The sequence below is a fragment of the Micromonospora sp. LOL_021 genome, from assembly GCF_048060215.1.
Lineage (GTDB): Bacteria > Actinomycetota > Actinomycetes > Mycobacteriales > Micromonosporaceae > Micromonospora_E.
This window is the reverse complement of record NZ_JBHMIN010000003.1, coordinates 16,081-40,533: the sequence shown is the minus strand read 5'-3', so window position 1 is coordinate 40,533 and position 24,453 is coordinate 16,081. Positions and strand designations below refer to the sequence as shown.

Genomic DNA, 24,453 nt, shown 5'->3' with positions numbered 1-24,453 from the left:
TTCGAAACACTCTAGCGAGGACCTATGACCACCACCGCCGCGCTGCCACTGACCGACCGTGACTATCCCCGCTTCACCGCCGCCGAGTTCGACCGTCGCGACGCCGAGATCCGCGCCCGAATGGACGCCCTCGACCTTCAACTCGTCGTCGTCTGCGGCCGGGGTGGGCGTGACCCGAACGTGCTGTACCTCAGCGACTGGTGGTCGACGCGGGAGGCCTGGGTCCTGTTCCCCCGGCACGGCGACCCGACGATGCTGATCCAGCTGTCGAACCATCTGCCGCTGGCCCGGCGGATGTCCCGGTTCCCGGACGTGCGCTTTGGCGGCTCGGCGCCGACCGGTTCGGTCGACACCACCCCCACCCTGATCGAATGCCTGCGGGAACGCGGCGTCTCGACCGGCCGCGTCGGCTTGGCCGGGACCGTCACCTGGCGCGAGTTCGCCCGGCTCACCGCAGCCTTCCCCGGGGTCGAGTGGGTGGAGTTCGGCGGGCAGCTGGCCGATCAGCGTCAGATCAAGAGCGCCGAGGAGATGCAGCGGCTGGCCGTCTCGGCGCGGATGTGCGACGCGTCGGCGATGGCGATCGCCGAGCAGGCCCGGCCCGGCATGACCGAGCACGAGCTGGCCCGGATCATCGAGGACAGTTACCTGGCCGACGGCGGGATCAACGGCATCCACTTCATGGTGGCCACCCAGATGGCCGACCCGCGTGGCGGCGTGCCGTGCCAGCACCAGTCCGACCGCCGGCTCGAGGTCGGTGACGCGCTCGTCGCGGAGCTCAGCACCAACTTCGCGGGCTACTCCGCCCAAGTGCTGCGCAGCTACACCGTCGGCGCGGACCCGACCCCGCTCTACGCCCAGCTGCACGACGTCGCGCTCGAGGTGTTCGACGCCGTCAGCTCGGTGATCAAGCCGGGCGCGACGGTGTCCGACATTCTCGACGCGGCGGAGGTCGCCCAGCGACACGGCTACACCATCTACGACGACCTGGTGCACGGCTGCGCACAGCTGCCGGCCATCGTCCGCACCCGCCAAACCTACCGCGGCGAACCGGAGGGCTTCGTGTACCGGGAAGGCATGTGCCTGGTCGTGCAACCGAACGTGGTGACCTCCGACGGCCTCGCCGGCGTCCAGTACGGCGAGATGTTCGCCGTCACCGCGTCCGGTCTCGAATCGCTGCACTCGGTGCCGCGCGAGTTCTTCCGGTGCGGCTGATCGCGTGACCGCCACCGACAACCAGGGACGCACGCAGCGCAGCGGGGCCGTCCGTCGACGCCTGGTCATCGACGTCACCCCGCTGCGCGAGTCACCGGACTTCCGGCGGCTCTGGACCGGCCACGCCGTCGCCATCCTGGGCACGCAGATGACCAGGGTCGCCGTGCCGTACCAGGTCTACGTGCTGACCGACTCGACGCTGATGGTCGGCCTGGCGAGCCTGGCGCAGCTCATCCCACTGATGGTCTGCTCGCTGTTCGGCGGCTCGGTGGCGGACGCGGTCGACCGCCGCAAGCTGCTGGTGGTCACCGAGGGCCTGCTCGCCGTCGTCGTCGGCGGCCTGGCGCTGCTCGCGCTGCTCGACAGCCCGCCGATCTGGGCCATCTTCGTGCTGGTGGCGGTCACGGCCGGACTCTCGGCGCTGGAGAGCCCGGCGCGCAGCGCGGCGGTCGCCGGCCTGGTCCGTCGGCAGATCCTCCCGTCCGCGTTCGCGTTGAATCAGACCCTCACCCAGGTGGGCGCGATCGTCGGGCCGGCCGTCGCCGGCGTGGTCATCGCGGCGCTCGGCCTGTCCACCACGTACGCGCTGAACGTCGTCACGTTCCTGGTGTCCATCACGGTGCTCACCCGGATGCGGCCGATGCCGCCCGCCCACCAGGTGACCAAGCCGGGGCTCAAGTCGGTGATCGAGGGCCTCACCTACCTGCGGAGCAAGCCGGCGGTGATGGGGTGCTTCCTCGCCGACGTGAACGCGATGTTCTTCGGCATGCCCCGTGCGTTGTTCCCGGCGATCGCCCTCGGCCAGCTCGGCGGCGACGCGGTGACCGTCGGCCTGCTGCACGCGGCCCCGGGCGCCGGGGCACTCATCGGGGCCCTCACCTCCGGCTGGGTGGGGTCGGTGACCCGCCACGGACGCGCCGTGATCATTTCGATCATCGTCTGGGGCCTGGCGATCGCCGGGTTCGGGCTGTCGCACTGGCTGCCGCTGACCATCGCCCTGCTGATGGTGGCCGGTGCCGCCGATGTGGTCTCGGCGGTGTTCCGGCAGACGGTGCTGCAGCTCAGCGTCCCGGACCACCTCCGGGGGCGGCTCTCCGCCGTGCACATCGGGGTGGTCACCGGGGGGCCGCTGCTGGGCGACGCGCGGGCCGGGGCGACGGCGAGTTTCAGTAGTCCGGCGTTCGCGATGGTCTCCGGCGGGCTGGCCTGTGCGGCGGTGATGGGCATCCTCGGCTGGCGGCTGACCGCGCTGCGCCGGTGGACGCTCGCCGATGCCGAGAGCAGTGCGGGCGCCGATGCCGAGACCGGCGCGGGTGCCGGTGCCGAACGCCGAGAGGACGGGGCCTGACGTGGCGGATTGCACGGAACCCCGCAACCGCGATGGTCTGACGACTCGACTCTGTAGAATCGAGCTATCGGACGGTACGCCGGGAGGTGTACCGCGGGGTGAGGAGAATCGAGGGCATGGCAGTGGTGTCCGACAACCACGAGGCAACGTCCTTCGCCGGTATCTCCGGGACCGTCCACGAACGCGTCCGGGACTGGATGCGCTCGGCGATCGTCGACGGAACGCTCAAGGCCGGGTCACGGATCGTCCAGACCGAGATCGCGCAGCTGCTGGGGGTCAGCCCCACACCGGTACGCGAGGCAATGCGCGACCTGGCCGCCGAGGGCCTGATCAAGGTGCACGCCCGGAAGGTGGCCACGGTCACCGCCATCGACGCGGACGAGCTGCGCGATATCCGGCAACTGCGGGAAACCCTCGAAGCGCTGGCGGCCCGACTGTGCGCCGAACGGATCACCGAGGCGGAGCTCGCCGAGGCCGAACGGATGCAGGAGGAGATGGAACGCGATCCGGACCTCGGCAAGTACGTCGAGCTGAACCGGACGTTTCACGTCTTCCTGTACAATGCGGCACGGTCGCCGCGTCTCACCCAGATGCTGCTGTCGCTGCGGTCGGCCACCCCTGGCATGTTGTCGGTGGCGTTCACCCGGTCAAAGGAGCGGCGGCTCGACGGGCTCGACGAGCACCGGCGCTTCCTGAAAGCCTGCCGCGACCGGGACCTCGACGCGGCAGAGGCGATCTTCCGTACCCACTCGTCTCTCGCCTTCGACGAGATGGCGGCCATGCTGGAACGCCAGCCGACCGGCTGACGCCCCGGCCGTCCCGGCTGGCGCGGCCGTACCTCGGCGGAGGCCGGCCGTGAGCGGCGGTGACCGCCGCCCGGCCCGGACCCCGTTGGCCGCCGCCGTACCCCCGCTGCTGGTGTTCTTCAACCCGCTCACCCAGCTGGCGTACATCCCGATCTCGGTCGGACTGGGGCGCAGCCTCGACCTGAGTCCGGCCCAGATCGGCATCACCATCGGCGCGCACAGCGTGGCCACGGCGGCCGCCGGTGTGCTCACCGGCCCGCTGCTCGACCTCGTCCCGGTCCGCCGGATCCTGCTGCCCGGGATGCTGGTCAACGCCGTCGTGTCGATCCTGCTGTGCCTGTACCAGAGCTACGCCGTACTCACCGTCGGACGGCTGCTCACCGGCTTCGCCAGCGGCGCCGTGGCGCTCTGCGGCCAGGCGCTGGTGGCCGACCTGACCCAGGGCGACCCGAAGGCCCGCGACCGGGGCTACTCGATGCTGCAGACGTTCGTCAGCATGGGCGCCGCCTCGGCGCTCGCGCTGGGCGCGTTCGCCGCGTCGCTGCAGCAGCCGGTCATCGTGTTCGCGGTCGGCGCCGGCTACGCGACCGTGCTGCTGACCGTCGTACTCGTCGCCAGACTGGGCCGGGAACGCCCGCCCGCCACCCATCCGGCCGACGTCCCGTTCGGACAACGGATCCAGCTGACCCTGCGGGCGATCCGCCGGATGCTGGGCGAACGGCGCCGCCGCTGGCTGATCCTGTCCAGCATCGGCATCGGTCTGATCATGCAGGGCAGCCACTTCGGCATCAGCGTGCTTCTCGACCGGCTACCCAACTTGAGCACAGTGGAACGGATTGGCGTGTCGATCCTCATCCCCTGCGGGGTCTTCACCGGCAGCTTCATCAACCGAATGTCGCTGAAACGGATCAGCCGCGAACAGTTGTTCACCCGGCTCTATTTGGTCATCCCGCTCGCGGCGGCCTCGTACGCGGCGGTCGCGTTCGCCGGGCTGGACGTGGTGGCCGTCGCACTGACCCTGGTCCTGCTCGGCACCTGCCTGGGCGCGCTCATGCCGCTGTCCATGGCGATCAGTGTCAACTGGAACCCGGAGCTGCGGGCGACCGCCGCCGCCACCGACACCCTCTCCCGCAGCGTCGGTCAGACCACCGGCCCGATCGCCGTCGGCGCGCTGGTCGCCGTCGGCGGCGTCAGTACGGTCGGCGTGGTCGTCTTCGGCGCGACCCTGCTCGGGCTGGCCGCCTCCCGCAACATCTTCACCGCCAAGGCCTGACCGAGGCTGGCCACCGCCTGACCCTCAGACCGTGATGGGCAGCAGCATCGGGGACGGAACTTGACAGGTCGATCGGGAGGCTGTTTCGTACTCCTGTCCTGGGCGTGTGGCGGGTGATGGTGCGGTGGGGGCACGGTGAGCGGTCTGCTCGGCATCTCGGTCGTCAACTACCGCAGTGCGGGCGACACCGCCGGCCTCATCCGTTCCATCGTGGCCGCGCGGGCCACCGGTCCACGGACCGCCGGCCCGCGCGTCGCGATCGCGATCGTCGACAACAGCGACCAGACCGCCGAACTGTGCGAGACCGCCGGGTACGCCGAGCGTGCCGGCGTGACGGTCCGGGTGATCGCCGGGCACGGCAACGTCGGGTACGCCGCCGGCAACAACCTCGCCGCCGCCTGGCTGCTGGCCGAGGGCGCCGACGTCATCTGGGTGCTCAACCCGGATACTCGGATCGTGGGCGGCGGACTCGCCTCGGCCCTCGACGTGCTGCACGTCGGCGACCGGGCGATCGGCGCGACGGCCTGCGTCGCACCGGGCGGTGGACCGGACCTCGGCATGGTCGACCTGTGGACCGGCCAGAGCGGCCGACCGCCCGCCGGCGGGGTGGCCGGACCGAGCAAAATGGTCTACGCGGCCGGCCACTCGCTGCTCGTCACCCGCCGCGCGTGGCAGGATCTGGGCGGGTTCTCCGAGGACTTCTTCCTGTTCTACGAGGAGGCCGACATCGCGCTACGTGCGGCCCGATTGGGCATCCCGACCACGGTGGTCCCGGACCTGGCCGTCCAGCACGTCGGCGGGGTAGCGACCGGGGCGACGGCGGACATGGCGGTCAAGTCGACCACGACGTACTTTCACGCCAGCCGCAGCTGCATGGTCTTCTTCCGCAAGCACTACCGGCGCCGGGTGCCGCTCGCCGCCGCGGCCCGGCTCGGCTACGCCGCGAAGGCGCTGCTCGCCCGCCGCCCCGACGCGGCGACCGCCGTCATCCGGGGCACCGTCGCCGGGTTGCGGGCTTGACGCGCCGAGGGCCCGGGTCGGGCCGGTCCAGTCCGGGCCGGCCCAGGCCGGCGGCGTACGCGATCCGGCGCGCTATCGGCAGCGCGACGGTGATGTACGTGGCCGCGCTGGCCATGTCCGGGTTCGCCATCCTGCTCAGCGTCGCGCTGCCGCCGGCAGAGCGCGGCCTGCTGGTCGCGACGACGACGAGCGCGACCGTCGGCGTCGCGGTCGGTGGCCTGTCGCTGGAGACGTTCATGCTCGCTCAGGGCAGCGACTGGCTACGGGAGCGGTCCGGGCGGCGCAGCCTCGCCGTCTACGCCGCCACGGTGCCGCTGTCGGCCACGCTGGGCTGGGTCTTCGCCTGGTACGCGGAGGCGGCGTCACCGGCACTCGCGGCGACTGGAGCGGCGTGCGTCGCGGCCGGCACCATGCCCGCGGCGGCGGGCCTGACCCTCGGGCGGTTCGTCGCCGTCTACCGCCAGCGCGCGCTGTTCGCCGCCACCGCGCCCGTGCTCTACCTCGTGCTCATCCTCGCCTCGGTCGACGACGCGACGGTCTGGCTGCTGGCCTGGCTGGGCTGCCAGGCGGTGATGGCCGTCGCGATGTGGGCGGCGCACGGGGCACCGTTGGGCGCGATGGCGCGGCGCGCCTCGGCGGAGCCCGAACGCCTCGCCCGGCTGGGCCTGACCCACACCGGCGCGGTGGCACAGATCTTCACCTACCGCTTCGACCAACTCGCGCTGGCCCGCTACCAGGGCGCGGACGCACTGGCGATCTACTCCCTGGCGGTAGCGGCGATCGAGTTCTCCCAGGCCGGCGCGGTCGTCGCAGCCCAGCGGACGCTGCGCGACCATGAGGAAGGCTCGGCCGATCGGCTGCGTAAGATGCTGCGCCGGGCCGTCTACCTGGCGGCCGGCATGGGAGTGCTGGTGCTCGTCGGGCTGGCCGGCATCGGGGTCCTGACCAGCGGATACGCGGCGGCGGTGCTGCTCGGCGCGCTGCTGGTGCCGCGCAGCGTCGCGGTGTCGGTCGGCAAGGTCCTCAGCGCGCGCCTGGTCAACCTCGGCGGCGAGCGCACCACGGCCGTGATCGCGCTCGGCACCGCGCTGGCCGCGGTGGTCGGCTATCCTCTCGTCGCCGCGCCGTACGGGGCGTGGGGCGTCGCCGCGCTGTCGGTGGCTCTGTTCACCGCGCACAGCACGGTACTGGGCCTCGCCGTCCGGTCCGGGGCCGGTCGTCGGGTGGCGGGGGACGGGAGTGGTGGGCGTGGATAGCGACGGAACCGGCGTCGTCGCGGTGGTGCTCAACTGGAACTGCGCGGACGACACGATCCGCTGCGTCCGGGCGGTCGTCGCCGGCAGCGCCGTGCCAGAGGTGGTCGTCGTCGACAACGGCTCCACCGACGACTCCATTCCCAAGCTGCGCGCGCTGGGTGACGCGGTGACGCTGGTCCGGCTCGACACCAACCTCGGCTACGCGGGCGGGATGAACGCCGGCATCAGGCTTGCGCACGACCGCGGCGCGGCCTTCGTCTGGCTGCTGAACGCGGACTGCGTACCCTGGCCGGACACGCTGTCGGCGCTGTTGGCGCACGCGGACCGGTTCGCGGTGTCCACATCGGTTCAGACGACGTCCGCGCGACCCGACGACCCCGGGCCGGAGCCGTACGTCGTCGCCGCGACGCTGCCGGGCGGCCGGGTACGGCCGTTGCGCTGCGCCGGGTGCGAGGCCGGTGCGCACGATGTGGACGTGGTGACCGGCGCGGCCATCCTGCTCGGCGTCGGTTGGGCCGTCCAGGTGGGCCTGTTCGACGAGCGGTTCTTCCACTACAAGGAGGAGTTCGACCTGGTACGGCGGATCGCTGCGGCAGGCGGCCAGATCGGCCTGGTGTGCGCCTCGCAGGTGTGGCACCGGCGGGGCAGCAGCCTGGCCGCGTCGAGCCCTCGCGCACAGTACTACCATCACCGCAACGAGATCCTCTACGTACGCAAGCACTACCCCCGTCCGCTGCGGCGGATCCTGATCGGGGAGCCGGTCCACTACAAGAACCTGGCCGGGTCGGTGCTCCGCCTCGTCGCCGGCGGCCGGAAGAACCGGCACCGAGCGCTCGCCGTCCTCGCCGGCTACTGGGACGGGCTGCGTGGAGTGCACGGCCCGACGGAGAGGTTCTAACGTGCACGCCCTGTTCGTCAGCCACTCCGCCGAACTCATGGGCGCGGAGCGTTCGTTGGCCGCCCTGGTCGGCGAGGCGGTGCGGGCGCGCGGTCACCAGGTCACCGTCACGCTACCCGGGGACGGGCCGCTGCGCGCGCAGCTCGCTGCGACCGGTGCCGAAGTGGTGGTGCTGCCGACCCGGCTGTGGATGGGCCGGCGGTACGGACCCGCGGTCGGCGCGGTCCGGCTGCTTCAAACGCTCGCGTCGGTTCCCCGATACCGGCGTCTGCTGGAACGAACGCGGCCGGACGTCGTGGTCACCAATTCAGCGGTGGTACCAGCCGGGGCGATCGCCGCGCGGATCGCCCGGGTGCCGCACGTCTGGGTGGTGCGGGAGAGCCTGCTCAGCAACCCGAGCCTGCGGTCTGCGCTGCCCCGGGCCGTGATCGCCCGGCTCATCGCGCGCCTCTCGGACGGCGTCGTGGCGGTTTCCACGTACGCCGCCGGTCAGGTGACGAGCGCCGTGCCGATGGCGCGGGCGAAGCTGAGCGTGATCCCGCCACCGGTCGAATCCGGGCCGGCCGGTGCATCCGAGCCCGCAGTGGACCGTCCGGCCGCACTGGAGCGGCTGCTGCTGCTCGGCCGGCACAGCGCCGAGAAGGGCCAGCAGGACGCGGTGGAGGCGCTGGCGATCTGCGCGGGTCAGGGCCGCGCGTTCACTCTCACGCTGGCCGGGGTCGGCGACGGCGAAGCGCGGCGGCACCTCACCGACCTCGCCGGCCGGTACGGCGTCGAGACGCAGCTCGAGACCGTCGGGTGGACGGACGACCCGGCCGGGTTGTACGCGCGGGCGGACGCGACGCTGATGCTGTCCCGCAACGAGGCCTACGGCCGCGTCACGCTGGAGTCGCTACGCTCCGGAACACCGGTGATCGGTTACCGGGCGGGCGCCACGACGGAGATCCTCGCCGGTGGTGGCGGACTGCTGGTCGATCCCGACGCCGGTGCGCTCGCCTCGGCGTTGCTGGAGCTGGCCGCCGACCGGGAGGCGTTCGGGCGGCTCACGGCCGAGGCGATCCGGCGCGGGCGGGAGCTCGCCACCGAACCGTCCCCGGCCGCACGCTTCGTCGCGTACCTCGAAGAGCTGCGCGCGGTCAGCTGATGTCGCACCTGCCCACGTTGCGCGGCGCGTCCCGTCCGGCGGACACGGCCGTGGCGGTCGTCGCCGGGGCGGCTGCCGTCGCGGTCGGTGTGGTGGCGACCTGGCAGCCGCTCGCGCTCGCCGCCGTGGCCGTGGTCGGCCTGCTCGGCTGGGGGCTGTGGACCCCGGAGAGGCTCAACTACACGCTGTTCGCGGTCCTGTTGCTCGTCCCGGTCACCGCCGATCCCGGATACCCGGCCGATCCGGTATGGATCGTGCTGCTGACGGCGACGGCGATCGCCGCACTCGGCCGGGTCCAGCGCTTCCAGCCGTACGCGCCGCTGCCGTCCATCGGGATGGTGGGATTCGCGGTCCCGGCGGTCTGCGTGCTCACCGGCCGGGTGTGGTGGACCGGCCCGAAGGACATCCTGATCGCTGTCGCGCCGCTGGTCTGCTACGCGCTGGTCGGCTGGCATGTCGTGGCCGAGGCGCGGGCCGGTGCGCCGGTGGTCCGCCTGGCGCGGGCGTTCGCCTGGGTCGCCGTACCCATCACCCTGCTGGCCGTCTACCAGCGGATGTCCGGCACCTGGCCGATTCTCGACCAGTTGGCCGTCAGCAACGCGTTCACGGCACAGGCGGGAGCCGGCAGGTCGGCCGGCACCATGGGACATCCGATCGTCTACGGCACGTACGGCATGCTGGCGATCTGCGTGGCCGTTGGCCTGCGCGGCCGGCTCTGGCAGGTGCCGTTCGCCGCGGGCGCGGTCGGCCTGCTGCTGTCCGGGTCGCGCAGCGCGTGGATCGGTACGGCCTGCGCGCTCGGCGTCTGGTACCTGGCCCAGCCGCGGAAACTCACCCGGCGTGGAGTCGGCCTGGTCGCGGCGTTCGCCGCCACCGGCACCGTGCTGGTGGCCATCGGTCCCAAGCCGGTGCGCGACCTGACGGACCTCGTCCGGGCCCGCCTCACCAACGTCAGTGGATCGAGTTCGGCGACGGCGCGCTACCGCCGTACGGAAGAGGCCTGGTCCGGCATCATGGACAGTGCCGGCAGTGCGCTGTTCGGCCTGGGCCCGGAGGCGCACGTGCGGTTCTTCCAGCAGATCGGCATCCCCGACGGGCAGGCACAGGCGTTCGACAACAGTTACCTCACCCTCTGGTACGACTTCGGCGTGGTCGCGCTGCTGGTGTTCGTGTCCATCCTGGCGGTCGTGCTGGTCAAGCTCAGGTCGCTGACGGCACGGATGCTCATCGTCGGATTCGCCGTACAGATCTGGTTCTTCGACTTCTACCTGTGGCCGGCCGCCGCAGGGGTGCTGCTCCTCGCCGTCGGCATCGGCGCCGCCGAGTCGCTGCGACCCGTCGACCGGAGGGTCCCCGGCCCGACGCTGACGGCCTTCCGACGATGAGCGGAGCGGACCTGCTGCTGGAGCCGACCGGGTGCCCACCAGAACGCACTGAAAGGTAACGGTGTGAGGTTCAGCGTGAAGCTTCCCGAACGGATCGCCCCGGCTCGGCTGCTCAGCCGGCCCGCCTCCGACGGGCCGGGCGACGGCGCGCCATCCGTACAGCAGCAGTGGCACCAGCAGTGGCGGCAGCTCACGCTCGGACGTCATCTGCGAGCCGTGTGGTCGCAGCGGTGGCTGGTGCTGGCGCTGGTGCTGCTCGGCGGCGCAGGCGCGGGTTTCGCGTCCGCCCAGCAGAAACCCCTGTATCGGGCGGACGCCCAACTGTTCTTCGCGCCGAACTTCACCACCCGCGACATCGGCCAACTCAACGAGGGCGGCAACTACATCCTGCAGCGAGTGCGCTCGTATGCCGAGGTGGGCAACAGCCCCGAGGTGGCCGACGCCGTCGTACGGCGACTCGGGCTGCCGTACCAGCCTTCGGAGTTGACCGACCGGGTCACGGTGACCGGCGCGGCCGGCACGGCGGTGCTCACCGTCGAGGTCCGTGACCCGGATCCGGTACGCGCACGCGATATCGCCAACGCGATCGCGGCGGAGTTTCCCGCATACGTCGAGCGCCTGGAGAAGCCGACCGGCATCGACGAGTCGCCGGTCAAGGTCTCGGTGACCCGGTCGGCGACGACGCCGTCGGCCCCGGCCACGCCGCAGGTCGCGGCCGACACCGGGCTCGGCGCAGCCGGGGGCCTTGCGATCGGAGTCCTCGTCGCGGTGGTCGGCTATGCGCGCGACCGCACCGTACGCGACGAGAGCCACGCGGCCGAGGTCGCCGGCACCGTCCTGCTCGGTGCCGTCGCGGCCGGCGGGGGGAGGCCGCCGCTGGTGACCGGCGACGACCCGCAGCCGCGCGTCGAGACGTTCCGGCAGATCCGCGCCAACCTGCGGCTGCGCGCGGCCGGGCGCCGGTTCGCCAGCCTCACGGTCACCGGCTCGGTGCCGGGGGAAGAAAGAACGGCTACTGCGGCGAACATCGCCATCGCGTTCGCCCGGGCCGGCGAGACGGTCGTACTGGTCGACGCGGACGTACGCGACCCCGGCGTACACCGGCTCTTCGACGTGCCGAACACGGTCGGCCTGACCAGCGTGCTGCGCGGCGAGGTCGCGGCCGAGCAGGCCACGCACCGGCACCCGGACCTGCCGCTGTACGTCCTGCCGGCCGGTCCGGCCGAGCCTGGGCCGAGCGAGCAACTGCTGGCCTCGGATGCGCTGGCCTCGGAGCTGGAGTCGATGCGGCTCAGCGGCCGGTTCGTTGTGGTTGACGCGCCGTCGCTACTGTCCGATGCGGAGACGCTGCTGCTGGCCAGCGCGACCGACGCGACGATGCTGGTGGCCCGGGTCGGCTTCACCCGCGCTGATCGACTGGCCGCCGCCGCCGACGTGCTGCGTGCGCTACCGGCCAACCTGTTGGGCCTGGTGGCGACGCGGCGCGGGCGCTAGACGCTGCCCGCCGGTCGTAGGCGCTACCCGGTCGCCGGCACAGTCGCGTACGTTGGTCCACATGAGCGATAGCGTCGCGCTGCTCCTGCGACGTGCGGGGTTCGGTCCGACCGCGTCCGAGTTGGCCGCCGCGTCCAAGGCCGGGTACGCGGCCACCGTGGCGCGCCTGATGGATCCCGCGGAGCCGGACCGGGGCGCTGCGGCGGCGCCGATGCCGGAGCTTGGCCCCGACGCGTTCGACGATCTGCCCGACCCGGGCGCCGAGCGGCGCGCCGCCGCGGAGGCGCTCCGCCGCCAGCAGACCGACACGATCATCCGGTGGTGGCTCGACCGGCTGACCGTCGCCGACCACCAGGCCACCGAGAAACTGCTGTTCTTCTGGCACGGGCACTGGGCGACCTCGATACGGAAGGTCGGAAGTCCGCAGTTCATGCTCGCGCAACACCAGAAGATACGAAGCTCGCCGACATTCACCACGATGGCCCGCAAACTGGTGACCGACCCGGCGCTGGTCTACTGGCTCGACGGGCACACGAACACCAGGCGGGCACCCAACGAGAACCTTGCCCGAGAGCTGATGGAACTGTTCATGCTCGGCATCGGGCAGTACAGCGAACGTGACGTCAAGGCGGCCGGCCGGGCACTGACCGGCTGGAAGACCGACCTCAGCGTGCCGGCGACGGCGATCTTCGTGCCCGAGGACCATGACGCCGGTCCCAAGACCATTCTCGGCGCCACCGCGAAGTTCGATGCGCTGTCGCTGGTGGACCACCTCGCCGCCCGGTCGGCCTGCCCCCGGTTCATCGCGGACCGGCTATGGTTCCGGTACGCGTCCGCCACCGAACCGATCCCGGAGTCCACCCGGGGGAAGATGGTCGCGGCGTTCCCGGTGGGCATCTCGATGCTGCGCGCCCTGGTCGAAGACGAGCAGTTCCGCTCGGGGCGCTACCGGATGGTGAAACAGCCGATGGAGTGGCTGGTCGGGGCGATGCGGCAGCTCGGCATCCGCCCGGCGCGACTCTCCGGCGAGGCCTTCCACGCTGTCGTCACTGGGCTCAAAGGTCTCGGACAGGTGCCGTTCGCGCCGCCGAGTGTGGCCGGCTGGCCGAGCGGGACCGCCTGGCTGACCTCCTCGGCAGCCCAGGTGAGGCTGGGCCTCGCCGGCGTGCTCGCCGAGCTGGCCGACGGCCCATCGGTCACGGTGGAGCGGCTGGCCGACATACTCGTAATTCCGACCTGGACCAACCGCACGTACGCGGCTTTGAAGCAGGCGACGACACCGCGAGAGCTGATCACACTCGGCCTGGCCAGCCCGGAATACCTGGTGAACTAGCATGGATCCGTTGACTCGACGCAGGTTCCTGCTGGCCTCCGGCGCGGTCGGCGGCGGTGCCCTCGCCGCAGCCGGCCTGGGCATCGCCGAGCTGCTCGCCAAGGGCGACAAGGACGGCGCGCCCGGACCGGCCGACACCCTGGTGATCGTGACGCTGTACGGGGGCAACGACGGGCTGAACACCGTGATCCCGTACGCCGACTCGGCCTACCACTCCGCCCGGCCGGAGCTGGCCTACGCCCCCGAGGAGGTGCTGCACCTCGACGGCGCGCTCGGCCTCAACCCCGCGCTGGGCGGGCTGAAGCGGCTCTGGGACGACAAGCGGCTGGCAGTCGTCCTCGGCGTCGGATACCCCCGCCCGGACCGCAGCCACTTCCGGTCGATGGACATCTGGCAGACGGCGTCGCCGGACACGCCGATCCGGACCGGCTGGGTGGGGCGCTGGCTCGACGGGATCCAGTCATCGCCGGAGGCGGCCGTCAGCTTCGAGCCGGTGCTTCCGCCACTGCTGACAGGCGAGACGCGGGCGGGAGCGAGTGTCACGCTCGGCGCACCCCAACTGCCCTCCGGGATCAGCGCGGACATGGTCCGCGCGCTCGGGCGCGAACAGCGGGGCGAAGACGTCCTGCAGGCACGGGCGGCGACCGCGCTGCACGACTTCCTGCGGGTCGACGGCCTGATCCGATGGGTACGGGAGTCCGATCAGCCGTTCGAGGCCGGTGCGGCCGGACACCTCCCGGCCACCGGTACGGGCGGTGAGACGTCACTGGCCACCCAACTCGCGCTCGTGCACCGCTGCATCGAGACAGGCGTGCCCACTCAGGTCTACTCGGTCAGCCTGGGCGGTTTCGACACGCACGCCGACGAGCGGCCCGCGCAGGAGCGGCTGCTCAAGGAGGTCGACGGGGCGCTGGCCATGTTCATGGACCGGCTGGCGACGAGCCCGGCCGGGCGCAACGTCACGGTCGTTGTCTACAGTGAGTTCGGCCGCCGGGTGCGCGCCAATGCCTCCGATGGCACCGACCACGGGACCGCCGGACCGGTCTTCGTACTCGGTCCCCGGGTAGCCGGGGGCTTCCACGGCGAACAGCCGAGCCTCACCGACCTCGACGACGGCGACCTGAAGGCGACCACCGACTTCCGGGACGTCTTCGGCACGCTACTCACCTCCGTACTGCACGCCGATCCGGCCCGCTACTTGGAGGGGTACCAGCCAAAGCCGCTGTCCCTGCTCACGCCGTAGCTAGTGGCGGCGGTCGGGGCCGTGTGGGTCGGGGCCGATCTCGTCGTCGGGCCACGTCTCGTCGTCGGGCGCTGTCCCCTGTCGCGCGGTGGGTGCCTGGTAGGTGGGTGCGGGCGGCTGGTAGACGGGCGCTGGCGGCTGGTAGATGGGTGCGGGCGGGTATTCGTGCGCTGGTTGTCGTGCCGGATAGGCGGGTGCCGAGGGGTACCCGGGCGTGGGCTGGCCTGGGTACCCGGACACCGGCGAGAACGGGTACGTCGCGGCCGGGGACACCAGCTGGGCCGACGCGGCCCGGCGGCGGGCACGGCGCTGCAGAATCAACACCACGAGCATGACCAGCCCGATCATCAGCGCGCCGCCGGCCGCGCCGCTGGCCCAGATCAGCCAGCCGGCTCCGTCGGAGAAGCTGTCTTCGATCTTCTGCAGTTCGGTGGCGTTCTGCCGGTACGTCTGGGCGACCGAGTTCACCGGCGCGTTCTCTATGACGGTGCCGAGCTGGCTGATGGCGGTCTCGTAGTCACCGGCGAAGTAGGCGTCGAGCCCGCTGCGGAACAGCTGATCGGTCTCGCCCAACGCGCTGTCGACGCCCGCCTCGGTGAGCAGCGCGGTGATGATGTTCATCGGCACCAGCGCACGGTTCGCCCGGTCGGGCAGTTCCAGGTCGTTGTCGAGCACACCGACGACGTGGCCGTTCGTGTCGATGGCCATCCCGCCAAGCGAGTGGATGCCGACGTCCTCGTTGACCCGGTACACCGACGCGGAGCCGCGGCTGCCGGTACCGATGACCTTCACCGGCCTGGAGCGCAGCGAGTACGTCGCCGTGCGGGGATCGACCTCGTCGGTGGCGTAGCCGACCACGACCAGCGAGGCCCCCGGGTCGAGGGTGCCCGACGAGGCCAGCTCGACCGTGGGCAGGTTCTGCTGTTCCAGCTTGACCAGGGCGATGTTGCCGGCGTCGGCGTCCAGCACCTCGACCACCTCGCCGGGGATCGCCGGGCTCTCCGTCAGACCGCCCGTGGGCGCGACGCCGAGCTGCCCGTACACTTGATGGTCCGGCTCGGCTGCGGCTTCGAGGCCGGTGAAGACGCTCTGGTGGAGGTTGTCGGCGACGTAGCGGTCGAGCGCGTCGGCCTCGAGAGAGTTCTCCGCGATCAGGATGCGTCCGAGCGAGTAGAGGGCGTTCTGCGCTGCGGTGTCCTTCGCCGGCCGAACGCAGAGCCCGTTGGTGATCACCTCGCCGCCGGTGCCGACGACGAAGCCGCTGCACCGCCGGGTGAAGGTGATCGGCGACGCGCGCAGTGGTGCGCTGGACTGCTTGTCCCGCAGGTATCCGGTGTAGACCACTTCGACGTAGACCAGTGACGGCGAGGCGATCGCCAGGGCACGCTCATCCAGCGTGTACGGCGGAGCTGCGGCCGCCGGAGCCGGCGTCACAAGGACCACCAGCGCCACGGCGACCGCCGCCGCGTACGCGACGACGCCGGTCGGCCACGACGCGCCCGCGCCCGCGCCGAGCGTCCGGGATGAAACTCGCCTAACAGTCATTTTTGGACTCACAGGTTGGGCTGGTGCTGGTAGCGTCTTCCACCCTACGCACTAGTCGCGAAACACCCGCGTAAGGTGACGGGCCTCCGGCACTGTGGCTGTGGCACCCCGAAACGACTCTCCGGGCTGCCGTGCCGGCCGTCACAACGTGTACTCGTGATCGAGCGCGCTTGGCGACTGCCCTGGGCTAAGTGGCGCTGCCGCTGGGGCGCCCACGAGCTTGCGAAGCTGGAAGCGGCGCAGGACCGCGCGGACGCCGACGCTGAGCGGATCTGGGGCGTACGAGCCGAGTCTGGCTGGCTGCAGATCCTGCTGCCTACGACCGCGATCTGCGTACGCGCTGGTCAGCTGGCGTTTCGCTGATCTCTGGGGTGCCCCCGGCAGGATTCGAACCTGCGGCACACGGTTTAGGAAACCGTTGCTCTATCCCCTGAGCTACGAGGGCGCGAGGGCCCAGTCTAGCGACCTGGGGTTCACCTTGGGTGGCAGGGAGTCGCCCACGTTCACCCACGCCACCCGCCCCCGTTCTCCCAGGCCAGGACCACAGCTCGAGCACACGAATCCCGGTCTGCTACCGGCGGTCCGCCCTACGCGGGCTGCACAGCCATGAAGGCGTCGCACAGGGCCGTCTGGCATACCCACGGAGAAGCCGATGCGTGGGAGACTGGCACGGTGGTGAGCGTCCTGGAGCGTGAGGTCTTCTCGGAGGCGGCGGCTGCCCGGCTTCTGCGGGTGGCGCAGTCGACGCTGCACTACTGGCTGGAGGGCGACGAGCGTAAGGGACGCCGGCACAAACCCGTGCTACGCACCGAGCCGCGCGGCGCCCGTTCGGCCACGTGGGCCGAGTTCGTCGAGGCGGGGCTGTTGCGCGAGTACCGCCGTACCCACCGGGTGCCGATGGTCGAGTTGCGGGCGTTCATCGACCTGCTCCGGGAGGAATTCGGGGTGCCCTACCCACTCGCCGACCGCCGACCGTACGTCGCAGGCAAGAAACTCGTGCTGCAAACTCAGGCGGAGGCCGGTCTCGACCCGGAGTACTGCCTGGTGGCCGCAGTCGGTAACCAGTTGCTGCTCACTCCTCCGTCGGCGGCGTTCGTCGAGCGAGTCACCTGGGACGGGGATGTCGCTGCCGGCTGGCGACCGGACCCCAACCCCCAGTCCCCGGTGCGTATCCTGCCGGATGTCCGGTTCGGTCGGCCGTCGATCAAGGGGATCAGCACTGAGGTGATCTGGGAGCAGGACGAGGCAGGGCTGGGCGTCGAGGAGATTGCCGAGACGTACCAGCTCGACGTGCCCGACGTGCGGTGGGCGCTGGCGTACGAGAACTCCCAACGCGCCGCGTGAGCAGGATCAAGCCTGCCGAGGTCCGGTTCTATATCGATGCCGACCTCCTCGGCCTTGCGCGCGTCCTCGCCGATCTCCGCTCCGACGTCACTTATCCCGGCGACCCTGGCACGGTCATCCACAAACGCCAACGCCCTCCGTGTCCCATTGCCTCGCCCTCGGGACTCGGAGTGGATCCCCGAGGTCGCGGGCCGCGGCTGGCTGATCATTACCCGGGACCGCCATATCCAGGAGCACCGCCTAGAGATCGCCGCCGTGCGAGAGCACCGGGCCAAGATGGTCGCCCTGACAGCCGCCGACGCGGGCAGCGTGTTCGGCCAGTTGGAGGTCGTGATGAGCCGCTGGCGCGATATCGAGCGCTGCCTTGCCGAGCCGCGACCCTTCATCTACGCAGCCACCCGAACCACGATGCGGCAGATCCCGCTGACCTGACGCGGTCGTGAGAGGCCATCGCCCACGGGCATAAGCGGAGCGACCGGTGGCGGTGGCTCGTCCGGGCCGGTGGGCCTCGTCGCCGGTCGCCTGGCTCGGTCGGCAAGCGGTCCGCATCCGGGCCAACCTCTTACGGAACGATGACGTCCCCTCACCGTCGGTGTCCAGGTGGATATCTACGGCCGTAGCATTCTGCTGTCCATTGCGACGGTCGGACCGATCCAGAGGAGGAGAACACATGAGAAGGCCGTACGCGGCGCGGGTGGCAACGGCGACGGTGGTCGGCCTGGCCGCCGTCTCGCTCACCGCAGCCAGCTCTGCCAGTGCCACGGGCTCCACGGCGGCCAACCGTCGCCCGATCTGCAACAGCGTCGGCTTCAACCTGCCCGCTACGGTCGGCGGGACGGTCACCATCCCGGTCACCGACCACGCCGCCGACCCGGACCTGACCCCAATTTCCCTGGTAGGGGTGTTCGGCGGTGTGCCCCTCGGGTCGGTGGTGATCTCCGACAACGGCACCGCCGGGACCACGAACGATGACGTCCTGATCTTCACCCGTACGAGCGGCAACCGCGGCTCGGCGCATCTCTACTGGACCGTCTCGGACGGCACGCTCAACGCCCAGTGCGTCGCATCCGGCTACGACCTGCCGCCGGGTAACGGCTGACTCGGCAGCGGCAGCACAGCGGCAGCGACACATCAGCGCACCAGCCCGCCGACGGCACGGAGCCGTCCGGGCTGGCGCGGCCGCTGGTCAACGGCTCATGGCCTGCTTCGCGGTCTGCTTGGCTGCCTGCGGGTCTGCGCCCTTGCCGACCTTCTTCAGCGCCTGGCGTAGCTCGGCCTCGGACATCTTTGAGTTGCCTTCGATGCCGGCCTCGTGTGCCTGCCGCCGCAGATCGTGCAGCTGATCGCGGTTACCCATCTCGACCTCCCGGATCCGGTACGGCACGCGTCCGGCGTGCCCCGATGTCCTCGGCTTCCCGGCCGACGGCGTGGCTAACGCTGACCGGTGGGTGACCGGTGCCGCCCACCAGGTGAGCCGGCCTGCCCGGTGTGGGGCGAAGTAATAGCGCGGCCGCTGCGGGGTAGACCCAGGTGAGAAGGCAACCAGATCGACCCGGAGGGTCACCATGACGACACCAGCCGCGCAGCCGCCCATGCGGACCAGCAACGAGGCCACCGAGGAGCAGCTCGCCGTCGCCCGGCGGCAGGGTCAGGCGTACGGCGGCGCGCTGCGCGCCATGGCCGAGGAGGACGGCGCGCTGAGCCAGCTGGCCGGCGACTACCTCGTGGCGTTCGTCAACGAGGAGGCGGAGGGCATGTACGAGCTCTCCGGCGGTCAGCTGGTCTGGCGGGAGGCTGCCCCGGATGCGAACGTGCATCTGGAGGTCGCGGTCGCGGATGCCGCCGATGGTCGGTTCATCCCCGGTCTGGACGTGCGGATCACGGTCAGCCGGAACGGTCAACCGGTCGCCTCCGCCGGCCTGCCGTTCCTGTGGCACCCGTTCCTGTACCACTATGGCGGCAACGCCTCGGTGCCCGGTCCCGGCCCGTACGACGTGACGGTCCGGATCGCGCCGCCGCAGTTCATGCGGCACGACCCGGTCAACGGCAAGCGGTACGCGACTCCGGTCGAGGTGCGCTTCGACCAGGTGATGTTCGCGAACGGGCGCAAGGCCAGCCCGGACGCGCAGCCCCGTGGTGCCGACGCCCCGACGATCGGCGGGGGTGCCGGCCCACGCGACTGGGCGGACACCGCTGCCGCCTCCCGTACCTCGGACGATGCCGGTGCCCGCACCCCGCACGACGCCGCCGGGGTGCCGTCGATCGGCCGCTGGTAACGCCCGTGACAGCGGGGCCGAGCACCAGCCGCAATGGCTGTCGGCGGCGGGGCGCGAACAATGGCTACCGGCGGCGGAGCGCCAACATGGCGATGTCGTCGACCAGCGGTCGGCCGTCCACCAGCGCGCCCATTGTCTCCGCGCAGGCCGTTTCGGCGCTGGTGGCGACCAACGAGTCGCACAACTGACGCAGGCCGTTGTCGATGGTCGGCCCCCACCGCTCCACCAGGCCGTCGGTGAAGAAGAACAGCAGCGCGCCGGGCTCGAGGGGGTGCCTGCGCGCCCGGCGTGGCCGGTGGATGCGGGTGCCGAGCGGAAGGTCCGCCAGCACCGGCAGACTGTGTGCGGCGTGGCCAGCGCCGATCATCACCGGCGGCGGATGGCCGGCCGTCGACACCGACAAGACCGTCCGGGTGGGGTCGATCGTCGCGTAGCACACCGTCGCCATCATGCCCGGCTCGAAGTGCTGCACCTTGCGGTCCAGCCGGGCGAGCACGTCGGCCGGATCGGTGGTTTCCAGAGCGTACGCGCGCAGCGCGCTGCGCAGCCGGCCCATCACGGTGGCCGCGTGCAGCCCGCGTCCGGTGACGTCGCCGATCGCCACGCCGACCCATCCGTTCGGCAGCGGCAGTACGTCGTACCAGTCACCGCCGACCCCGGCGTCGTGGCCGGCTACGTACCGGGCGGCGAACTCCAGCCCGGCGACCGCCGGTAGTTCGGTGGGCAGCAGGTCGTACTGCAGCGCCAGGGTGGCGGCGCGGTCGACCTGGCTTTCGCGGGCCTGGTCGGCCAGGGCGATCCGGTCGGCCAGCAGCCGCAACATATGTTCGTCGTCGCAGGCCGGCCCGCGTCGTCGGGTTGCCACGTGCAGCACCCCGCCGACCGAGCCGCCGATCGTCACCGGCACCGCCAGCAGCGACCGGATGCCCTGCCCCTGCAACGCCGGATGCGCCAGCGCGTCGTCGTCAGGGTCGGTCAGCATGACCGTGTCACCGGTGGTCAGCACCTTGCCGGCGTACCCGCGCCCCAGCGGCAGCCGGGCCGGCGGTTCGTGGCCGGCCTCGATGCCCCAGGCAGCCGCGGTGACCAGCTGCTGGGAGTGTGCGTCGAGCAGGCAGACGGCGGCGGAGTCGGCGCCGAGCAGCCCGCCGGTGCGGGCCAGTGACTCGACCAGCAGCGCGTCAAAGCTCAGCCGGGACAGGGCAGGGTCGGTGATCGCCTCGATGCGTTTGAGGCGCTCGTCCGCGTTCCCACCCTCGACTGACACGAACGCAGCCTAGTCGAGCATCCGACTCATCCGGCACCGACGGACAGTGACGCCGTGTCGGACAGGCATCGAAAGCCGGTGCCTTGGCGGGTAATGACCGATTCGTCACCCGGTGGTGGCGACCCGGTCCGGCTCCGCCTCGTCGCGGGCGTCGACGATTGCGGCCACCAGGTCGTCCAGAGTGTCCATCCGCTGGCCGGGGCCGTCGAACTCCACCTCGACGCCGAACTCGGCCTCGACGGCATCGACCAGTCGGAGCAGGCCCAGCGAGTCGACTCCCAGCGCGATCAGCGATCCGCCGTCGGCCAGCTGGTCGACCGGCACCGTGCCGCCGGTCGCCTCGTCGACCAGCTCCATCACCCGCTGCCGCAGCGTCGTCGTGTCCACCGAATCCTCCTTCGTCTCCACCTTGTTCGGCGTCGTCCGCCCGGTCAGCACCGGCCGCCGGCCTCGCGGACCAGGTCGGCGATCTCGGCGATCGTCGGCGTGTCGAAGAACGCGTCCAGGGGCACCTCGACGCCGAGCCGACGGTGGATCCGGCTACTGATCCGGGTGATCGTCAACGAGTGCCCGCCCAGGTCGAAAAGGTCCTCGTCGATGCCGATCTCGGCGATTTGCAGCACGTCCTGCCAGATCGACCGGATCGCCTCGACGACCGGGTCCGCCTCGGCGGGGTCTGGGGCGCCGACGGGGTCTGGGGCGTCGACCGAGTCCGTACCGCCGGTCGTCGGTGCCGGGAGCGCGGCCCGGTCCAGTTTTCCGTTCGGGCTCACCGGTAGCCGATCGAGCAGCACCCAGTCGGTGGGCACCATCGCCGTGGGCAGCGTTTCGGTCAGGTGCCGGCGCAGCTCGGCGACGGTCGGCGCGGCGTTGCGGGGCACCAGGTAGGCGACGAGCCGCGGCGACGCGTCGTCCGAACCGCCCAGCAGTACGGCGGCCTGGGCGAGAGCCGGATGCTCCAGCAGCCGGCCGGTGATTTCACCCAGCTCCACCCGGTGGCCGCGGATCTTCACCTGGTCGTCCGCCCGGCCGAGGAACTCCAACCGGCCGTCGGGCAGCCAGCGACACAGGTCGCCGGTGCGGTACAGGCGGCCGGCATCGGTGGCGAACGGGTCGGGGACGAACCGCTCGGCGGTCAGTTCGGGGCGGGCGAGGTAGCCGTCGGCGACGCCCCGCCCGCCCAGGTACAGCTCGCCGGGCACCCCGATCGGCACCGGCCGCTGCTGCCCGTCCAGCAGGTACGCGGTGGTGTTCGGCACCGGCCGGCCGATGGTGACCTCGTCCGGCTCCGGCGGGATCTCTGCCATTGTCGCGTAGATCGTCGCCTCGGTCGGACCGTACCCGTTGACCAGCCGGGCGACCCGTGAGCGCAACTGGCGGGCCAGCGGGACCGGCAGCGCCTCGCCGCCGGTGACCGCCACCACCCGGTCGTCGAGCCCGGCCTCCAGCAGCACCCGCCAACCCGACGGGGTCGCCTGCACGTGTGTCACCCCGGTCTCGCGGACCAGCCGCAGCACCCCGGCGCCGTCGAGTGCGCTGACCCCGGATGCCACCATCACCTGTCCGCCGGTGGTCAGTGGCAGGTAGACCTCAGCTCCCGAGATGTCGAACGACGGCGAGGTCAGGTTGAGCCACCGGTCGGCTGGTCCACTGTCGAACAGGTCCCGCATGCCGAGCAGGAGGTTGGCCAGCGCGCCGTGCGGGACACGTACCCCCTTGGGTCGCCCGGTGGAACCCGAGGTGTAGAGCACGTACGCCAGGTCGTCAGGGCCGGGCAGGCCACCGGCCGCCGGGTCAGCCGTCCCCGGGGCAGCGGTCGTCAGGTCGAGCTGGTCGAGGGCGAGCACCGGTGACCCGGCGGGCAGAGCCGCCGCCGTACCGGTGGTGGTCAGGACCAGGGCCGGCGCGGCGTCGTCGAGGATCATCGCCTGCCGGGCCGGTGGGTAGTTGGGGTCGACGGGAACGTACGCGGCCCGGCTGCGCAGCACCGCGAGCAGCGCGACGACCGCCTGCCAGGAGCGGTCCAGCAGCACCGCGACCAGTGATCCCGCCCCGACGTCACGGGCACGCAGCAGCCCGGCGAGCCGGGCACTGGCCGCGTCGAGCTCGGCGTAGCCCAACCGACGTCCACCGTCGACGACCGCGACGGCGTCCGGTGTCCGCCGTACCGCCGCCGCGAACAGCAGCGGCACGGTCGCGTCGGCCGGGTAGTCGCGGTCGGTCGCGTTCCAGCTGCGGCAGACCAACTCGGACTCGGCAGTGGGCAGCACCGGCAGGTCAGCGACCGGCTGTTCCGGGTCGGTGGCCACGGCGGTCAGCAGGGTCCGCAGGTGGTCGCCGATCCGGGTGACGGCGTCGGCGGGTACGGCCGTCGGGCTGAACTGCAGGTTGATCTCCAGATGCTCCTGGCCGCTGTCCGTGGCCGGTCCGTCGACGACCTGGATGTGCAGGGCGTTGCGGGCCGCGCCGCTGAACATCGCCCAGTCGACGGTGGTCGGCACCGCGTCGAACACGGGTTCCGCCGCCCGGCGGCGGTAGCCGATCGACACCGGGGTGAGTGCGGGTGCCGGCCGCAGCCCGGTGACCACATGCGCCAGCGGGACGGCCCGGAACCGGTTCAGCGCCCGCGTCTCGTCGCGGACGGCATGCGCGAGGTCGCGGAAACCCGCGTCGTCGGGTACCGAACCGGTCACCGGCAGTTCGTTGACGAACAGTCCGACCTCGTCGGCGTCGTCGGCGGTACGGGTCGACACCCCGACCCCGACCGGGACCTGCTGGTTGCCGTACCTGTGCAGCAGCGCGTGCACGGCGGCCAGCAGCAGCTCGAACCGGGTGACCCCGAGCTTGCGCCGGGCCTGGTCGAGCCCGGCGACCAGACCCGGCTCCAACACCACCGGTACGGCGTGGCCGGGTTCGGCGTCGGTCGGCACCCGGGCGAGACCGGGCAGCACCAGCCCACGCGGGCCGGACCAGCGGGTGGCCCAGTGCTCTGCGGCCGCCGCCGACTCGGCCGCGACCCGGTCCCGTTCGGCGCCGGCTCGTCCCGCGTATCCGCCGGTCGGTGCCGCCGGTGGTTCGGCCGGGCGACCGGCGCGGGCGGCACCGTACGCCGCCGCCAGGTCCCGGACCAGCACGTCCTTGGACGTGCCGTCGAAGACCAGGTGGTGGGCGGTGATCAGCAGCAGGTGCCGGTCACCGTCGGCGGTGGGGATCAGGCTGAACCTGGCCAGCGGACCGGCACGCAGGTCGTGGCGGCGGGCGATCTCCGCCGCGATCAGCCGGTCGGCGTCCGCGCCACCGGCCGGCGGCGTCAGCCGCCGCAGCGTCGGGCGGTCGGCGGCCGGGGCGAGTCGCGGTACGCCGTCGCTGTCGTCGACCCGGGCGGCCAGGACCGGGTGCCGGTCGACGACGGCGGCGCACGCGGTGGCCAGCGCCGCCTGGTCCAGGCCGGCGGCGAACCACACTCCGACAGCCATGTGGTACGCCGTACCCGCCACCCTGGCCTGTTCGGTGAACCAGACGGCGTGCTGCGCGTACGTCGCTTCGGCGGTGCCCACGGGATCCTCCTGGTGCTGCTGCTGGTTGTCGATGTCGGACGGATCGGCC

Annotated in this window: 22 protein-coding genes and 1 tRNA gene; 17 read left to right on the top strand and 6 right to left on the bottom strand. The window is 71.7% G+C overall.

Features of this window, described 5'->3' with window-relative positions; all coding sequences use genetic code 11:
• The first annotated feature begins 24 nt into the window (after positions 1 to 24).
• The 12 genes from ACFHWT_RS03890 to ACFHWT_RS03835 all read left to right on the top strand — a co-directional run bounded on the left by ACFHWT_RS03890 (position 25) and on the right by ACFHWT_RS03835 (position 14,415).
• Positions 25 to 1,215 (top strand): M24 family metallopeptidase, encoded by a 1,191-nt coding sequence (locus ACFHWT_RS03890; protein WP_416593186.1) that lies wholly within the window; start codon positions 25 to 27, stop codon positions 1,213 to 1,215.
• A gap of 4 nt (positions 1,216 to 1,219) precedes the next feature.
• Positions 1,220 to 2,563, top strand: coding sequence for an MFS transporter (locus ACFHWT_RS03885; RefSeq protein WP_416593185.1), 1,344 nt, complete (start codon positions 1,220 to 1,222; stop codon positions 2,561 to 2,563).
• Between the two features lie 116 nt (positions 2,564 to 2,679).
• Complete coding sequence (locus ACFHWT_RS03880) at positions 2,680 to 3,369, top strand: GntR family transcriptional regulator (RefSeq protein ID WP_416593184.1); 690 nt, start codon at positions 2,680 to 2,682, stop codon at positions 3,367 to 3,369.
• A gap of 49 nt (positions 3,370 to 3,418) precedes the next feature.
• Positions 3,419 to 4,642: an MFS transporter gene (locus tag ACFHWT_RS03875; RefSeq protein ID WP_416593183.1), complete on the top strand. Its 1,224-nt coding sequence runs from the start codon at positions 3,419 to 3,421 to the stop codon at positions 4,640 to 4,642.
• Positions 4,643 to 4,777: 135 nt separating this feature from the next.
• Positions 4,778 to 5,662, top strand: a complete 885-nt coding sequence (locus ACFHWT_RS03870) for a hypothetical protein (protein WP_416593182.1) — start codon at positions 4,778 to 4,780, stop codon at positions 5,660 to 5,662.
• 98 nt (positions 5,663 to 5,760) lie between these two features.
• Positions 5,761 to 6,918, top strand: coding sequence for a lipopolysaccharide biosynthesis protein (locus ACFHWT_RS03865; protein WP_416593181.1), 1,158 nt, complete (start codon positions 5,761 to 5,763; stop codon positions 6,916 to 6,918).
• Positions 6,911 to 7,816 carry a glycosyltransferase family 2 protein gene (locus ACFHWT_RS03860; RefSeq protein WP_416593180.1) on the top strand — a complete coding sequence of 302 codons (906 nt, stop codon included), beginning with the start codon at positions 6,911 to 6,913 and terminating at the stop codon, positions 7,814 to 7,816. The genes ACFHWT_RS03865 and ACFHWT_RS03860 overlap by 8 nt, the downstream gene beginning before the upstream one ends.
• Before the next feature lies 1 nt (position 7,817).
• Positions 7,818 to 8,960: a glycosyltransferase gene (locus ACFHWT_RS03855; protein WP_416593179.1), complete on the top strand. Its 1,143-nt coding sequence runs from the start codon at positions 7,818 to 7,820 to the stop codon at positions 8,958 to 8,960.
• Positions 8,960 to 10,345 carry an O-antigen ligase family protein gene (locus tag ACFHWT_RS03850; protein WP_416593178.1) on the top strand — a complete coding sequence of 462 codons (1,386 nt, stop codon included), beginning with the start codon at positions 8,960 to 8,962 and terminating at the stop codon, positions 10,343 to 10,345. Before ACFHWT_RS03855 ends, ACFHWT_RS03850 begins: the two co-directional genes overlap by 1 nt.
• 75 nt (positions 10,346 to 10,420) lie before the next feature.
• On the top strand, positions 10,421 to 11,839 hold the full coding sequence (locus tag ACFHWT_RS03845; RefSeq protein WP_416593177.1) for a Wzz/FepE/Etk N-terminal domain-containing protein: 1,419 nt from the start codon (positions 10,421 to 10,423) through the stop codon (positions 11,837 to 11,839).
• A gap of 61 nt (positions 11,840 to 11,900) precedes the next feature.
• The gene (locus tag ACFHWT_RS03840) at positions 11,901 to 13,172 is read left to right on the top strand and encodes a DUF1800 domain-containing protein (protein WP_416593176.1); all 1,272 of its coding nucleotides are present in this window, start codon (positions 11,901 to 11,903) and stop codon (positions 13,170 to 13,172) included.
• A 1-nt stretch (position 13,173) separates the two neighbouring features.
• Complete coding sequence (locus ACFHWT_RS03835; protein WP_416593175.1) at positions 13,174 to 14,415, top strand: DUF1501 domain-containing protein; 1,242 nt, start codon at positions 13,174 to 13,176, stop codon at positions 14,413 to 14,415.
• Here ACFHWT_RS03835 and ACFHWT_RS03830 read toward each other — a convergent pair whose 3' ends face one another.
• Positions 14,416 to 15,960: a trypsin-like peptidase domain-containing protein gene (locus tag ACFHWT_RS03830; RefSeq protein ID WP_416593174.1), complete on the bottom strand. Its 1,545-nt coding sequence runs from the start codon at positions 15,958 to 15,960 to the stop codon at positions 14,416 to 14,418.
• A 156-nt stretch (positions 15,961 to 16,116) separates the two neighbouring features.
• Here ACFHWT_RS03830 and ACFHWT_RS03825 point away from each other — a divergent pair, with 156 nt between their 5' ends.
• A complete protein-coding gene (locus ACFHWT_RS03825) occupies positions 16,117 to 16,323 on the top strand; it encodes a hypothetical protein (RefSeq protein WP_416593173.1) in 207 nt (68 codons plus the stop codon).
• Between the two features lie 9 nt (positions 16,324 to 16,332).
• Here ACFHWT_RS03825 and ACFHWT_RS03820 read toward each other — a convergent pair.
• Positions 16,333 to 16,405, bottom strand: a tRNA-Arg gene (locus ACFHWT_RS03820).
• A 227-nt stretch (positions 16,406 to 16,632) separates the two neighbouring features.
• Here ACFHWT_RS03820 and ACFHWT_RS03815 point away from each other — a divergent pair.
• The 3 genes from ACFHWT_RS03815 (at position 16,633) to ACFHWT_RS03805 (ending at position 18,403) form a co-directional block, all read left to right on the top strand.
• A complete protein-coding gene (locus ACFHWT_RS03815; protein WP_416593172.1) occupies positions 16,633 to 17,304 on the top strand; it encodes a DUF433 domain-containing protein in 672 nt (223 codons plus the stop codon).
• A gap of 36 nt (positions 17,305 to 17,340) precedes the next feature.
• Entirely contained in the window at positions 17,341 to 17,736 is a 396-nt protein-coding gene (locus ACFHWT_RS03810) for a hypothetical protein (RefSeq protein WP_416593171.1), read from the top strand.
• Positions 17,737 to 17,974: 238 nt separating this feature from the next.
• Complete coding sequence (locus ACFHWT_RS03805) at positions 17,975 to 18,403, top strand: hypothetical protein (RefSeq protein WP_416593170.1); 429 nt, start codon at positions 17,975 to 17,977, stop codon at positions 18,401 to 18,403.
• Between the two features lie 87 nt (positions 18,404 to 18,490).
• Here ACFHWT_RS03805 and ACFHWT_RS03800 read toward each other — a convergent pair whose 3' ends face one another.
• Positions 18,491 to 18,688, bottom strand: a complete 198-nt coding sequence (locus tag ACFHWT_RS03800) for a hypothetical protein (protein WP_416593169.1) — start codon at positions 18,686 to 18,688, stop codon at positions 18,491 to 18,493.
• A 181-nt stretch (positions 18,689 to 18,869) separates the two neighbouring features.
• Here ACFHWT_RS03800 and ACFHWT_RS03795 point away from each other — a divergent pair, with 181 nt between their 5' ends.
• A complete protein-coding gene (locus ACFHWT_RS03795) occupies positions 18,870 to 19,580 on the top strand; it encodes an iron transporter (RefSeq protein WP_416593168.1) in 711 nt (236 codons plus the stop codon).
• Positions 19,581 to 19,644: 64 nt separating this feature from the next.
• Here ACFHWT_RS03795 and ACFHWT_RS03790 read toward each other — a convergent pair whose 3' ends face one another.
• The 3 genes from ACFHWT_RS03790 to ACFHWT_RS03780 form a co-directional block, all read right to left on the bottom strand.
• Positions 19,645 to 20,847: a PP2C family protein-serine/threonine phosphatase gene (locus tag ACFHWT_RS03790; protein ID WP_416593167.1), complete on the bottom strand. Its 1,203-nt coding sequence runs from the start codon at positions 20,845 to 20,847 to the stop codon at positions 19,645 to 19,647.
• Positions 20,848 to 20,952: 105 nt separating this feature from the next.
• Positions 20,953 to 21,234 carry an acyl carrier protein gene (locus ACFHWT_RS03785; RefSeq protein WP_282231970.1) on the bottom strand — a complete coding sequence of 94 codons (282 nt, stop codon included), beginning with the start codon at positions 21,232 to 21,234 and terminating at the stop codon, positions 20,953 to 20,955.
• A 44-nt stretch (positions 21,235 to 21,278) separates the two neighbouring features.
• The gene (locus ACFHWT_RS03780; protein WP_416593166.1) at positions 21,279 to 24,404 is read right to left on the bottom strand and encodes a non-ribosomal peptide synthetase; all 3,126 of its coding nucleotides are present in this window, start codon (positions 24,402 to 24,404) and stop codon (positions 21,279 to 21,281) included.
• Positions 24,405 to 24,453: the final 49 nt, after the last annotated feature.